The 14,101-nt window shown below is 42.9% G+C and carries 11 protein-coding genes and 2 pseudogenes; 10 read left to right on the plus strand and 3 right to left on the minus strand.

From position 1 onward, the window contains the following. Window positions 1-27 precede the first annotated feature (27 nt). A complete protein-coding gene (locus NRI_RS02690) occupies window positions 28-1,791 on the minus strand; it encodes a SurA N-terminal domain-containing protein (protein ID WP_238522978.1) in 1,764 nt (587 codons plus the stop codon). 5 nt (window positions 1,792-1,796) lie between these two features. On the opposite strand from NRI_RS02690, the gene NRI_RS02695 reads away from it, so the two are divergent. Next, window positions 1,797-2,975, plus strand: coding sequence for a CCA tRNA nucleotidyltransferase (locus tag NRI_RS02695; RefSeq protein WP_015816479.1), 1,179 nt, complete (start codon window positions 1,797-1,799; stop codon window positions 2,973-2,975). A gap of 223 nt (window positions 2,976-3,198) precedes the next feature. Here NRI_RS02695 and NRI_RS02700 read toward each other — a convergent pair whose 3' ends face one another. After that, a complete protein-coding gene (locus NRI_RS02700) occupies window positions 3,199-4,092 on the minus strand; it encodes a hypothetical protein (RefSeq protein ID WP_015816489.1) in 894 nt (297 codons plus the stop codon). A 296-nt stretch (window positions 4,093-4,388) separates the two neighbouring features. Next, complete coding sequence (locus NRI_RS02705) at window positions 4,389-5,021, minus strand: 3,4-dihydroxy-2-butanone-4-phosphate synthase (RefSeq protein ID WP_015816490.1); 633 nt, start codon at window positions 5,019-5,021, stop codon at window positions 4,389-4,391. Window positions 5,022-6,187: 1,166 nt separating this feature from the next. On the opposite strand from NRI_RS02705, the pseudogene NRI_RS04290 reads away from it, so the two are divergent. From NRI_RS04290 to NRI_RS02745, 9 genes and pseudogenes are all read left to right on the plus strand, one after another. Continuing rightward, a pseudogene (locus NRI_RS04290) lies at window positions 6,188-7,474 on the plus strand (DNA translocase FtsK); the annotation flags it as partial. Window positions 7,475-7,552: 78 nt separating this feature from the next. After that, window positions 7,553-7,723: pseudogene (locus NRI_RS04295) on the plus strand (DNA translocase FtsK); the annotation flags it as partial. Window positions 7,724-7,900: 177 nt separating this feature from the next. Then, the gene (locus NRI_RS02715) at window positions 7,901-9,331 is read left to right on the plus strand and encodes a hypothetical protein (protein WP_015816483.1); all 1,431 of its coding nucleotides are present in this window, start codon (window positions 7,901-7,903) and stop codon (window positions 9,329-9,331) included. Between the two features lie 40 nt (window positions 9,332-9,371). Then, window positions 9,372-10,118, plus strand: coding sequence for a hypothetical protein (locus tag NRI_RS02720; protein ID WP_015816493.1), 747 nt, complete (start codon window positions 9,372-9,374; stop codon window positions 10,116-10,118). A 53-nt stretch (window positions 10,119-10,171) separates the two neighbouring features. Continuing rightward, window positions 10,172-10,990, plus strand: coding sequence for a hypothetical protein (locus tag NRI_RS02725; protein WP_015816484.1), 819 nt, complete (start codon window positions 10,172-10,174; stop codon window positions 10,988-10,990). Window positions 10,991-11,041: 51 nt separating this feature from the next. Beyond that, window positions 11,042-11,878 (plus strand): hypothetical protein, encoded by an 837-nt coding sequence (locus NRI_RS02730; RefSeq protein ID WP_015816494.1) that lies wholly within the window; start codon window positions 11,042-11,044, stop codon window positions 11,876-11,878. A 51-nt stretch (window positions 11,879-11,929) separates the two neighbouring features. Next, complete coding sequence (locus NRI_RS02735; protein WP_015816485.1) at window positions 11,930-12,661, plus strand: hypothetical protein; 732 nt, start codon at window positions 11,930-11,932, stop codon at window positions 12,659-12,661. A 279-nt stretch (window positions 12,662-12,940) separates the two neighbouring features. Beyond that, window positions 12,941-13,207 (plus strand): hypothetical protein, encoded by a 267-nt coding sequence (locus NRI_RS04180; RefSeq protein ID WP_148205720.1) that lies wholly within the window; start codon window positions 12,941-12,943, stop codon window positions 13,205-13,207. Between the two features lie 300 nt (window positions 13,208-13,507). Beyond that, window positions 13,508-13,924: a hypothetical protein gene (locus tag NRI_RS02745; RefSeq protein WP_015816486.1), complete on the plus strand. Its 417-nt coding sequence runs from the start codon at window positions 13,508-13,510 to the stop codon at window positions 13,922-13,924. Window positions 13,925-14,101: the final 177 nt, after the last annotated feature.

Raw genomic sequence — 14,101 nt, forward strand, 5'->3', positions numbered from 1 at the left:
TAGACAGGAAAGTGGTTATGCCACACATTACAAAAGGTCTTTTACGAGATCTGAATTTACCTTTACCTTAAACTGCTTCATCGCAGCTTGAGTTAACTCACTTAGCATTGAAAACCCAATTTCTTCGCGCAGCTTAGCCTCAATTTCCGCAACTATTGACTCATCTAGCTCAGGATTTCTGTTACCCAGAACTTTGCCAGAGAAAAATTCCACATCCGACTCAAAAACTTTTGTTGTGCCCCCAGAATCAATCTGAAATACTTCTGCTATGAATTCATCAGGATAGTGGTAGCTCAGCCCTTTGCGCTTCGCAATCTCTGGTCGGTATAGAGCCACTTTTTCTGTGTTTTCTCCGTTTTCCTGCTGCTTCTGTAGAAGCTCAAATGCAACTTGCATTTGTCTTTTTTTAGACAGTGCTTTTATCACCTTGCTCCTAACTTTATTGAAAGGTTGCTTAGCCACTGGTTCAATAGAAGTAACACGAAACAGTATAAACTCATTCTTAGTAGTTATAGTTTCACCTATAGCACCTTCACCAATTGAAAAAACCTGCTCCAATAGCTCCTCACTTACTTTAACTTTCCTCCCTTCCTTATCCAACGAAAGTCGACAAACGGGAACAAGGTAATCTATTTCTCCACCATATTTTCCTACTATTGCTTTCCAATCTTCACCTGAATGAACCTCACTTCTTATTTCATCGACTATTTGATTTAGCTTATTTAGACGCATGAACTTTCGGAGCTCATTTAGATTTTTCTCTTTCTCCTCTGGAGAAACAGAAACTATTTTGACAACTGTGTAAACGTAAAACTTGCCCATATACTTTGCGAGGAACCATTTATTTCCATCCCATTGGATATTCTTCGGCAGAAAAGCTGGCAAATCTGTCTTAACTGAACCCTCTATCCGAGTTAGATCATTTGCGTAGAACTCTGGATTTGCAGAAATAGATTTCTTCATGCGCTCCGCTTCGTCACGTGAGTCGAACTCCACGTAATTGATGTAATACCTTTTTCCTAATTGCAGATTCTCAAAGCTTTTCTGTACATCTTCATCTGCTATTTCGACCAACTCGGGCTTTACATTGTCCTCCGAAATAAGGATGTACTCAGCAGTTCTGTACTCATCACTGAAAAACTTGTCCTTATTTTCTTCATAGAAAGATACGAGCTCACTCTCGGTTGGTACAGGCAGAATAGGCAACGCATTTTTATTGACTTTCGTAATACTGACCTCTCTCAATCCATATTCAAAATTGTAGAAAAGTTCAGCCAACTTCACATACTCACCTTGAATATTAAAAAACGGACCAAAAACAAAGTCTTTACCGATTTCACACTTCACCTTTCTTATATACTCTCTTTCCGTGAGATCGTTACGATCAAGAAAATCATCAAGTTTAGCTCGATCAAATTTTCCATTTTCATTAAAAGCAGGATTTTTCTTTATCTTGTCAATTGCGATCGAAGTATCAATATGGAGACCCATCTGCTTAAAAAGCTGTTCTATTACCTTATCTTGGATTAGGGTCGTGAGAACAATCCTGCCAACTCCGATATCCTTAAGCTGTGTATCTGTGAGTCCAAAGCCAAACATACTTTGAAAATAGCGCTCGTGCTTCTTGTACTCAGAAACGAAATCGTCAACCAAGATTTTCTCCCTTCCAACCGAAGCGACTACGTCAGACCTGCTACCCATAATGGATGCGTTTATTGCAGTAACCAACAGTGCTAGAATCAGGAGTACAAGGATTAACCATTTCGGAGAAAAAAGCTTCTTTAGTCGCATAGTCAATGAAGGTCGAAACAAGCTGGACTGAGGACCTAAGAACCCTCGTTCAAATAATACGTAATAATGGCGGAGAAGCAAGATTCGTTGGCGGCTGCGTGAGGGACCAGCTTTTAGGAAGAAAAATTAGTGATATTGATCTAGCTACAACCCTCAAACCGGAAAAAGCGATTAGGGCGCTCAAAATAAACGGTTTAGTAACTATTCCCACCGGGCTTAAGCACGGTACCTTCACTGTTCTAGTCAATTCAAGAGCAATTGAGATAACAACACTAAGACAGGACCTACAATGCGATGGGCGTCATGCAACTGTTTCATTCACAGATAGTTGGAAAAAAGATGCCCAAAGACGTGATTTCACATTCAACGCAATGTATATGGACATTGAGGGTAATATTTATGATTATTTTTCCGGATTGGAGGATTTACAGAACAGACGATTAAAATTTGTCGGAGAACCTCATCAGCGAATCGAAGAAGATTACCTACGTATATTGAGAGCATTTCGTTTCCAGGCATCTATTTGCAAGACACCGCTATCAGAGGAAATACTTCATGCTTGCACAAAGTACAGAAAAAAAATCTCTTCACTTTCGGGTGAGAGGATCCAAGGAGAAATGTTTAAGCTACTTTCTTATGTGAACTTCCTTAGCACAGTTTTCACAATGCAGGAAGCAAAAATAATAGACGAAGTTCTAGGTGCAAAAGTGTCCTTCTCAGGATTAGATTATGAAAAAAGTCGGCTTATACAGGATCATATCGCAGCTTTGACGCTACTCATAAGAAATACAGAGAGTAGCTATAACCTACAATGGCTGTATTCACGATGGAGAATCTCGAAAAAGGTACACCAGGCTATTTCAATTCTTTTAGAAGAAAAAGAAATGCACTGTCCAAAAAAGACCCTGGCAAAGCTTGGCAATGAACTCACAAGAAAATTGATTAAAATTCTGTACGCGGAAAATAAACTGACCAACACACAACATAAAAATTTTATGTTGGTCATAAATAACTCTGAAAGACCAATTTTTCCGGTAATGGGTAGAGATCTTATACCACTGGGTTATACCGGACCTGAGATAGGAAAGAAATTGAAGCAATTAGAATATCTATGGAGGGAAAGTAGTTGTGCCCTCAGTAAAAACGAGCTCCTTTTGATGGCAACTGAGAAACAAGCAAATTAATCCCATTTTTCAGATAACGCAGAACTGCAGAATCCAGCCTTAAAAAGTGAAACCTAGTAAATTTACGACACCAACCGAGGCAGGACACAAGTACTACTCATTTGATTAGAATTACTGCTCGACACGGCGTAAAAGATCTAAGAAGCATTTTCCCATATGTTTGTGTTCATAACCAAAAAACAAGATATCTCATCTTGTAGAACTCGCGCATACAATCAAGAACTTACCTACCCCGATCACTTTCCTTGGATTTTCTGTCAACAAAAGGTGTGAATCCAGCACTGATATTGCTTCCAACACCAACATTGGAGGCTTTCTCAGTGAAAATACCGAGACTATTATTCACCTTAGCTAAGGTAAGCAACCCTTGAGACCTATTTGGAACTCTTGTTGCAAGTCGTCCGAAATCTTCTCCCCTAATCAGATTAATAATAGATTCAAACTGAGTAGCAATGAACGACTGAATTTTACTCACCGAAAGACTTGCATTACCAGAAATGCCTTGAGCATTTAACCTCAATAAAACGGCTGCACTAACAACACCTGCCCTCACGAGATCTTTGAGTGAAACTTGCCCTTCCCTTCCGTATGTCTTTGCGCTTCGAGCATTTGACTCTATGCTTTCACCAGCCCTACGTCTTGGGTCCATCCTCGCTGCAATCATGCAGATGAGTAATCTCTTTAAAATTTCCTTTGCATCTTGCTTCTGCTTTCTTTCAGATAGCTTTGCAAGCAAATCGGTTCCAAGTTCTTCTTCGATTTCGTCTTTTCTTTCTTGCTCGTCTTCCCTTTCCTCTTCTTGCTCCTTTTCCCTAATTCTAAGCTGGTCCCTCTCTCTTGTATCTGAAGAACTTAGATTCTCGATAATATACTGGACTTCCTCTTTAAATAATTCTTTTCCGATTGGCAAAACCCTTTTCTTGCCCACAAGGATAACTATCTCCTCAATAGTGCGTAGTGGGAGACCAGATATCTGGGCAATCTTCTTCTGCTGTTCGTAAAAGTATTTGTAGAGTCTTTGATAGTACTTAGAATCTGCACCATCGAAGCTTGCTAATGCTTCTCTGATAGAACGCTTTATCTCATTGACAATTTCTTCAGCTACTTTCTTTTCCACAAAAACGAGAAACTGACCTACAATGATATAGTAAAACAAGTAAAAAAATTGCAACGCACATGCGACAGCAAAGAATCTGCCGCGCAGAAGGAAACTAAAGTAGACCACTATAACAGCGCTACATCAACCGCAACCACCCAGAACATAAAACGCATATACCACGAGGATCGAACCAGCTTTTCATAGATGACTGCATTAGGAGAAAAACGAGCAATCACAGACAAACAAAGGAACCCCCCAATAAGAGAGAAACACCCCCTAAGAAGCTCCATAAAGAATCCCCATCGTCTGACTAATTAAAAGAGAATGCTACTACCTTTCTCTTTCAGATAAGCAATTAAAAGATCTATGCTAGTAAGGCAAAGATCATGCTTCTTTGCAAATTCGCTTAAATAGGGCAGTCTAGCTGCATCACCAGCCTCATCAAGTATTTCACACAGCATGGATTCTGGTTTAAAACCAGCTAAACAAGCAAAAGTCGCAGCACCTTCGGTATGGCCAGAACGCACCATCAACCCTCCTTCTTCTATCATTAAGGGGAATACATGCCCAGGTGAAACAAAATGACCCTTTTTGACATCATCATCTACCAGCAGACGCATTGTACGAACACGATCACGAACAGATATTCCTGTACTCACACCCTCTTTTGCCTCTATGGTAGTGACAAATCTAGCAACGTTGGAAGACTCACATGAATCAGATCGCTTGATTAGCTCTAACTCGAGTTTTTCACATAAACTTTTAGTCACACAGACACATGGAAGACCACGACATTGTGTAATTACAAAATTCATGATCTCGCTCGTCAGTATTTGAACTGGTACCACTATATCACCCTCGTTCTCTCTATCACCGGAGTCAACAAGAACAAAAGGCTTATTTCTTTCTCTAAGCTGGCGTATTACCTCTTCTACCGTGGAAAACATTTATATAGCAAGTTAGGCAATGTATAGAGTAAAGCATGTTCCCATAAAAATCCAATGTCTAGGCCTAACGCAATGCAAAAATAACAGTCAAAGGTAACATACCTCTACCCGGGTGGTACGTACCCAAGTATTCTCATGATTCACACAATAACGTGTCTCCATAGTTGCGCTAAGGCCATTTACCGATCCATCTTTCGGTATTTCGCTCTCTTAAAGTGGTCTTAAATCAATGCTACACTGCTAACCCGTATCAAAGACAGGGCTCAGCGAGGATGGTACGAAAAATCAAAAACTTTCTTTACATACTTTTATCAATCACGTGCAGACTTGGATTGCTTTTTTTAATCATTTGCAGCTTAAAAAGTGGTGAGAACATACCTTCCTTTACCACTGCAGCAGAAGCACACAGCAGCAAATTGATATTTTTCGGTCGGTTAGCAGCAACTTATCTAATGACTCTAATCGGAGTGGGATTCTATCTACTCTGTGCGCTACTCATATGCAGTTTCGCCCTTTCCAGAGGGAAAGTAACACTCCTAGGAGTGTTACTTCTTATACTAATTACACTACTGTCAAAGGTGCCACCTTCCGATGAATGGCTATTCGGCTCATACGGGGGAATCGTAGGTTCATTACTCGCAAGTTATTTGGACCACCAACACGCGTCACACTTTTTGATAGCGCTGACAATCATTCTAGGCTTATGGATTTCCAATTTCCTCACGATCAGGAAAATGAAAAAAGTTATAAGAAAAGTATTTCGCACTGTGAAAGTGCTCGCCTCGTTACCGCTGTTACTGCTGAAGAAGAAATTAAAACCCAAGTCGCACAATAATAAGGGCAACACGGTTACACAAAAAGGGCATATACATAACGAGATGCTGGAAGAAGACCTTCCTGTAAAGTACACATACAACCTCATCAAAGAGAAGGAGCCACACGCAAATGAAGAAGATAAAGGTCAAACTTTGCCTGAAATAGATAAGAAAGCTTCCCATGAAGTTCTAACACCTACGATTGGACCCGAGAAAAAATCATCACTCAAGGAGAGGATAGAATCATCGGGTACAAAATCATTTTCACAGAAGAACTCTATTCCGGTTGATGAAGAACATGTCAAAACCGAAAAAACAAGCGAGTTTTCCTCTCTCAAAGAAAGCTCCATTATGAGAAAGTTTACGTCTCACAAAATCAGGAAGAAATCCAAATCCAGTACTTTTTCTATCAAGACAAACACAATACCCCCGCTTGAGCTACTTAAGGAACGTAACCCTGAACCTAAACAACCAGAAGATACACAAAAAGAAGGTGAGAATCTAAGAAAAGTACTAGAAGACTTTAAAATAGAGTGCAAAATGGTCGAGATCACAGTTGGACCTGTAGTGACGCTATACGAACTACAGCCCGCAGCTGGCATAAAATCATCCTCAATCATTGCCCTTTCAGCAGATGTTGCAAGAACAATGAGTGCTATCTCGGCAAGAATCTCGATCATACCAGGACGAAACGTAATTGGAATAGAGCTTCCAAATAAGCACAGAGAAGTCGTACTCTTGCGAGAAATTTTAGAATCACATGAGTACCAGACACATAATAAGGTCCTCCCCATAGCACTAGGTAAAAGCATCAATGGTGAACCAGTAGTCGTCGATCTTGTAAAAATGCCACATCTTTTGGTTGCAGGCACAACAGGATCCGGAAAATCCGTGGCAATAAACGCAATGATCCTCTCATTGATATACAAACTTGAACCCGACAAATGCAAGCTCATAATGATAGACCCAAAAATGCTTGAGCTATCCATTTACGATGATATTCCTCATTTACTTTCGCCTGTTGTAACAGACCCTAAAAAGGCTGTAGTCGCTCTAAAGTGGGTAGTCAAGGAAATGGAAGAACGCTACCGACTCATGACAAAACTCTCTGTGAGAAATATTGAAGGCTACAACAAAAAAGCTGAAGAGTTCATTGAGGAAGGTAAGCTTTTCGAATATGAGGAGACAATTGGAATAGATCCTACGACAAAAGAGAAACTCACTCGTACAAGAAGCATGGAACTCGAGAAGTTACCCTTTATCGTAGTTGTAGTTGACGAGATGGCAGATTTAATGCTTGTTGCAGGAAAGGAAATTGAAACATCCATACAGAGACTAGCACAAATGGCTAGAGCTTCTGGAATTCATATAATAATGGCAACACAGCGCCCGTCGGTGGACATCATCACTGGTGTAATTAAGGCAAACTTCCCAACTAGAATCAGTTTCGCGGTTACCTCAAAAATTGATAGTAGGACTATCCTTGGTGAACAGGGAGCGGAACAACTTCTTGGACGTGGTGACATGCTGTACATGGCCTCTGGCCAAGCACCAGTAAGAATACACGGACCGTATGTAAGTGATTCCGAAGTGGAGAAAATTGCAGAATATTTAAAAAAATCTGGCAGTCCGCAGTACAACGAGAACATTATGCTCGAGGAGGAATCAGATGAAGATGTAGCAGTCAGTGTCGCTGGCGGCGACGACTTTGGTTCGCTCTATGCCCAAGCAGTCGAAATAGTAAGAAAAGATAATAAGGTCTCGATCAGTTACATCCAAAGACGACTCTCAATTGGATATAACAAGGCCGCAAAACTTGTTGAAAAAATGGAAGAGGAGGGTATTGTTAGTCCGCCAAATAATGCGGGTAAAAGAACTCTCCTTTAGCAAATTTAGCACTGTCAACCAGAATAAACTTCGCAGGATCAAGAGGCAATCTCTACCTAGAGAGAATCAAGGCACTCGTAGCAAGTAATCTATTTTGCTAAAAAGTTAATAGTGCTTTCAGCGATAAAAAGTATTAATAATTTAACTATTATTTACCTTTAACAAAGGTTCAAGTAAATGGATAATCCAACTGGTAAGCAGCCTAACCCAACTGGGCACGGCAACGAAGAGCAAAACAATCCAGAACAACAACATGACAATGTAGGAGCATCCAGTAGTAGCGAAGAGGAAGAGATCTTTCAAGATGCGCAAGGTGCCGCAGGGGGAGCAGATGCACAGCAAGCTGCTAACGCAGAAGAGCCCAGTAGTAGTGAAGAGGAAGAGATCTTTCAAGAGGCAGAGGACGCCATAGGGGGAACAGATACACAGCAAAATGACCCCCAACCGCCTGAGGGAGAACAAGGTGCTGAAGGAAGAAGCCGAAGAAGAAGTAGATGTCGCCGTAGTCCTCGAGGAAAACCTCTTTCTATACCGGACACAATTGAGGAAGAGGGTGAACAACAATCAGAGCAAGATGCTGTAGAAGAATCAGAACAGCAGGACCCACAATCATCTGATGGAGAACAAGGTGCTGTAGGAGGAGCAGTACAGCAAGGTACAGACGTAGGAGAATCCAGTAGTAACGAAGAAGCTGTATCTATCCCTCAAAGGCTTGCTGCACAGCTATTTAGCCCTAGAGGCGTTGTAAGGATAACAGGCTACTCTCTTGCACTTGGATATGGATTTAGTACATCTTTCCTCCTTGCTGCACTTACATTTGTCAGAAACCCTGCTTTACAAGGGGCAGTTCGCCGACGTCTAACTGCAACAGGGCGTTTTAGCCCAGAAGACCTTGCAGCAATAGAAAGCCCTGCTCCACGAAGGCCACTGACACGCACCAGCAGCGCGATACTTCTTTTCGGAGATCTCTCAGCACTTGTGCTTGCCGCATTCTTTGTACTCTATGGAGCACTTGGACTATGGCTTGCAACTGGCACAATAAGCCCTCTTAGAGAACAAAGAAGAAATCCTGGTCCTAATAGGGACAGTGGAAACCCAGATGATAATCAAGACCAAGGTGCCATAGGAGGAGCAAGCGAGCACGAAGAAGCTGCATATGCCGCTCACACCCCTGCTTTGCAGTTATTCAACCAGGGTGTCCTCATAACAAGAACAGCTGGTATTCTCGCCGAGGGAAGTGGAATTTGGTACGCATTCTTAATTGTTGCATGGGCACTTCTCAGAAACCCTCGTTCACGAAGTATAGTTCGCCGACGTCTAACTGCCACAGGGCATTTTAGACCAGAAGACCTTGAGGGAATGGAAGGACCACAAAGACCATTAACACGTACTGCCAATATCACATCTCTTCTTGGGGATTGCATACTATGTATGCTGGCCATTGGAATTGTACTCTTTTTAGCACTTGGACTATGGCTTGCAACTGGCACAATAAGCCTTTCTAGAGAGCAAAGGAGAGATAACAACAATGATCACCAACCTCCTCAAGGAGAACTTGACGAGCCAAGAGCAGATGAAGCCCATCAAGGAGGACGAGATTTTGACTAAGTTTTTAGCTAATATAGTTTAGTAATATAGAAAAACGAGCATGTTAAACCCAAACGATAGAGGTCTTAATCCTAACGAAAACGAGGAAAACCCAGTAAATGAGCAGAATCAAGGTGCCGCAGAACAGCACGAACAAGAAGGGGCTCAACAAGATGATCCTCAACCGCCTGATGGAGAACAAGGCGCTGTAGGAGGAGCAGCCGCACAGCAAAATGACCCCCAACCACTTGATGGAGAACAAGGTGCTGTAGGAGGAGCAGGTGCCCCACACGATGACCCTCAACCGCTTGATGGAGAACAAGGTGCCGTAGGAGGAGCAGGTGCCCAACCACATCCCGAGGACAACCCATTACAGGAGTTAGCCGCGCTACTAGAAGATCGTATTGTTCTTGCCAGAGCATATGGTCTTTTTGCAATCATCTGTGCTGCTGGGTTTGCATATGCTTCCACTCCACGTATGCGGATGTTTTTCCGCAGACATCTACTAAGAGCAGGTCCATTTGGTGGAATGTTTCCAGAAGAAAGAATTGTACATAGAGAAGGACGACTAGCAGCACTCAGAGAGGGTGCAGTACTTTTGCTGAATATGCCGTTGGTGATGCTTGGTATACTAATGGCCTTATGCACGATACTTAAAATGTGCATATGGTGTCTAGCATATCTCGCATTTGATGCACTAGGCCTTTTTGAAGGACAAGGCGGAAATGAACCACCCCCACCTCCTCAAGGAGGACTTGACGAACCCAGAGCAGATGGGGTAAACCAAGAAGGGCAAAATCATCATTAAATTTTTAGTTGATGTTTGCTTGATATGGTTTAGTGAAATAGAAAGTAATAAATATGTTAAGCGCAAATGATAAAGATCTTAATCAGAGCGGTGATAGCACAGTAGATAATCAAAACCCGGGGCAAGGTGCTGTAGGAGGCACAGGACAAGAAGGTGAACAACAAGGTGCCATAGAAGGAGCAGGCGGACAACAGGATGCTCTACAACCATCTGGTGGAGAACAAGGTGCTGTGGGACAGCAAGAACAAGGAGGTGAACAACAAGGTGCTGTAGGAGGCACAGGACAAGAAGGTGAACCACAAGGTGCCATAGAAGGAGCAGGCGGACAACAGGATGCTCTACAACCATCTGGTGGAGAACAAGGTGCTGTAGGAGGCACAGGACAAGGAGGTGAACAACAAGGCACTACAAGAGCCCGAAGGAGACATAGACATCGCCATGGTCACGAAGGACAACAAGTTCTGGCAACAATCGAAGAGGGTGTAGAAGAAGAACAACAAGGGGGTGGAGAAGCACACAACATTGACGAAGGTCCACAGCCGGCAGGTGGAGATCCTCGCCTTCCTATTGGGGTTGTTACATGCACGCTTGCGGGCAATCTTTTCCTTCGCGAAGGGATCAGAACGGCATATGAAGAAGATCATGAAAGGAGCACGGAGTCTGGAGGACCTATTACCCTTGTGCTATTTGCCCTCGCTGGAATACTGTATTTGCTTACGTTAATTTTTGCATGGATGATGTATAGAGAAGGTTCTCTAGGCCTTGAAGAGGGAAATAGAGGAGATCCAGGAGCACCAGGCGGGGGAGGTCCAGGAAGGCTTGACGACCCAAGTGTAGATGAAGCAGGACAAAGACAGCGCGATCTCTCTTGAGTTTTCATTCAGGATCTGCTAGCAGTTTATCCATACAATAAAAAAGTAAATATGTTAAACTCAAGTGGTAAAGATTCTAATCAAAACGGTGATAGCACAGGAAATAATGATAAAAACCCCGAACAAGGTACTGTAGGAAGCACAGGACAAGAAGGTGAACCACAAGGTGCCATAGAAGGAGCAGGCGGACAACAGGATGCTCTACAACCATCTGGTGGAGAACAAGGTGCTGTGGGACAGCAAGAACAAGGAGGTGAACAACAAGGCACTAAAAGAGCCCGAAGGAGACACAGAGATCGCCATGGTCACGGGGGAGGAGAACAAGCTCTTGAAAGAAGAAGCCGAAGAAGAAATAAAAATCGCCGTGGTCGTCGAGGAAAACGTCTTTCTATACCGGAAACAATTGAGGAAGAGGATGAACAACAAGCAGAACAGCAGGACTCACAAACATCTGGTGGAGGGCAACAAGTTCTAGCAACGATTGAAGAGGATGTAGAACAAGAGGGCGAACAACAAGAGGGTGGACGACAAGGGACTGAAGGAGCGGTACAAGGACATGCCGAAGGTCCGGGAGGAAGTACTTTCCATTATATTGTTCTTGTTTTATTACTGCTTACAGGAAATTTTTGCCTTCGTGAAGGAACTAGACAGACACGGGAAAGCAACCGAGAAGCACCTAGAAGAGAAGCTAATGAGGTTAATCCCCTACTGCTATGCGCAGTGATAATATATCTCGTTGTGATCATTTTAGCGTTTTTTCTTTTGAGGAGAGGCAGAGAAGTAGACAATGGAAGAGGAGATACAAGAGCACCAGGCGGGGGAGGTCCAGGAAGGCTTGACGACCCAAGTGTAGATGAAGCAGGACAAAGACAGCGCGATCTCTCTTGAGTTTTCACTCGGAACCTGCTAGCAGTTTATTCATATAATAAAAAAGTAAATATGTTAAACTCAAGTGGTAAAGATCCTCATGCCAATGGAAATGGAGATACGAGAAATGACAATCAGAACCCAGCTCAAGGTGCTGAAGTAGTGCAGGAGGGGAACCAGGAACAAAATGATGATCAACAAGGGGTCGTAGGAGGAAACCAAAGTGGCACAGAAGAAGGCTGCAGCCAACAAGCAGCTGGGAGAGCCCGAAGAAGACGTAGGCGCATAAGAGCAGCGGGGGGGGGTCCGCATGAAGGTGTTGAGGAAGAGACAGGCAGCGTAGGAGGGGAGGATACCCATCAACTGGACGGTGCCGAACCACAAGGAGCCATTCCAGAAGGTGAGGAAGGAGAAGAGCTTCAGTACGTTTGCATACTCATTGTTGCTGCATTTTGTCTAAATTACATACTTCGGGCATCGCTTATTGATATAAGAGATCAGGCTAGAAGCATGCAGGGTGTAAGTTCCCCAGAAGGAAACGGAGAAAAAGAAAGCCCTCTACCACAAATCGATCCCTCCTACATGTTGATGGTGGGTTGGTTCTTGTATGCTTTACTAGCACTTGTAACGGCAACAGTAGGTTCCCTTGGATACGCAGGCAGGCGAGTGAGAAGATTTTTACAGAGTGGAGGAGCAGATACAGGACAGCATGAAGAAAATAACCAACAAGAAAGAGGGGAACTTGCTGGTGAACTTGATGATCCAGAAGCAGAAGGGCATGGTGAAGGCAAGGGTTTTGGTTGAAGCCTAAGACACAAAGAAATGTGTGGAATCCTAGTAACCATCTTAACGTCAGCACATCAGAAGATGAAGCGGATACTCAGGGAGCACAGGCAAGTGCACAAGAAGACGAGTACACTCCTACGCAAAATACACCTGACAACGAAGGGGCCGCATCTACAGTTCTAAATCTTGTGGAAGTGCCTAATGTAGGTACCGCAGCAGACCCAAATTCACTTGACCTCTTTATCATTATTTTTGCTACCCTGCTCACACCCTGTCTGCATTTTTTTATTGCATCACATGATCTCGTCTTCCCTCAATCGGACCATACGTACTCCGGATTTGAGGGAACTAGATCAAGAACACGAAATTGACTCTCCCGGGAATGGGGAAATTGGTTTACATCTTTTGCTATTCCCACTTTCCATATTGCTCTGCTTTTTATGCACTTGTTGGATTCTAGGATTGGAAATTGATATACAAGAAGCCGAGCAATCACCACAGGGAAATATTAACTATCCCGAACCAGGGGAAGGAGCACAAGGGCATGATGCAAGATCAGTATAACATTTCAAAAAAAATCAGTACCTAAGCAACTAGCAGCATGAATAACCTCGAGATACTTTGTCCTTCAATGGTATAAGTGCCCAAGTCATGCCTCACTTAGGAATATTTTTGGTTGCAGCAAATAAAAATTAACCGATGGATTAATACCTTGTCGTTCAGCGGTATAAGTGGTGCTAAGTGACTCAAGTCATAATTCAGTAAGGAATATTTCTGGTTGCAGTCAATAAAATAGTAAAGGAAAATTAATCGGATTTTTAATAAATTAAATCTATAATAAACTATTCGGTTAGAACACTACGCATGCCACATCCAAAGCACCGAAAACCAGTAACGTTAAAAGAGTTCCTACCTGAAGGCTTCATAGATTCTTCAGAGAGTGAAGAAAAATCATCTGCAGACGTAACATCTGGAGCACAGGGTGGAAAAGATACGTCAAATAATGCGGGAAAAGGAGGAACTGGTACAAGTTCCCCAGGAAAAGATACTGCTCCCCTGGCAGCTCCAGTGAGTCTTTCGCCAGAGATGCAATACCTGAAAAAAATTAGACAAGCAGCGAGCTGTCGGAACCCTTTTGGACCTTTTCCTCAGAGCAAAGTACCTTTTTCTCCTGAAGGCCTAAATCCATCTGAAACGGCACCAGCGTCAAGAGTAGCTGTAGGAAACGTAGAAACACACGAGACGGATCGCGGTAAAGGTCGTGGCGGTGGAAACACATGAAAACACCAAGAATTAACAGACTATAGTCTACTTTTCATAGTACTGTCGGTGGAAAGTGTGAGATCATATGGCGTACCTACTCTGTCAATCTCTGATGTATACTTGTCGATGTCTAAGTGAATGTACCTACTTACTTCCCCAGCAATATTTCTCTTAGTATCACAGGAAAAAGACGCA

Origin of the sequence: Neorickettsia risticii str. Illinois, from assembly GCF_000022525.1 — a bacterium.
In the GTDB taxonomy this organism is placed as follows: Bacteria; Pseudomonadota; Alphaproteobacteria; order Rickettsiales; family Anaplasmataceae; genus Neorickettsia; species Neorickettsia risticii.

What these genes read in the sequence shown, in the direction of transcription:
- NRI_RS02690 (WP_238522978.1), bottom strand. Translation starts at nt 1,791, where the DNA reads ATGCGACTAAAGAAGCTTTTTTCTCCGAAATGGTTAATCCTTGTACTC.
- NRI_RS02695 (WP_015816479.1), top strand. Translation starts at nt 1,797, where the DNA reads ATGAAGGTCGAAACAAGCTGGACTGAGGACCTAAGAACCCTCGTTCAA.
- NRI_RS02705 (WP_015816490.1), bottom strand. Translation starts at nt 5,021, where the DNA reads ATGTTTTCCACGGTAGAAGAGGTAATACGCCAGCTTAGAGAAAGAAAT.
- NRI_RS02715 (WP_015816483.1), top strand. Translation starts at nt 7,901, where the DNA reads ATGGATAATCCAACTGGTAAGCAGCCTAACCCAACTGGGCACGGCAAC.
- NRI_RS02720 (WP_015816493.1), top strand. Translation starts at nt 9,372, where the DNA reads ATGTTAAACCCAAACGATAGAGGTCTTAATCCTAACGAAAACGAGGAA.
- NRI_RS02725 (WP_015816484.1), top strand. Translation starts at nt 10,172, where the DNA reads ATGTTAAGCGCAAATGATAAAGATCTTAATCAGAGCGGTGATAGCACA.
- NRI_RS02730 (WP_015816494.1), top strand. Translation starts at nt 11,042, where the DNA reads ATGTTAAACTCAAGTGGTAAAGATTCTAATCAAAACGGTGATAGCACA.
- NRI_RS02735 (WP_015816485.1), top strand. Translation starts at nt 11,930, where the DNA reads ATGTTAAACTCAAGTGGTAAAGATCCTCATGCCAATGGAAATGGAGAT.
- NRI_RS04180 (WP_148205720.1), top strand. Translation starts at nt 12,941, where the DNA reads ATGATCTCGTCTTCCCTCAATCGGACCATACGTACTCCGGATTTGAGG.
- NRI_RS02745 (WP_015816486.1), top strand. Translation starts at nt 13,508, where the DNA reads ATGCCACATCCAAAGCACCGAAAACCAGTAACGTTAAAAGAGTTCCTA.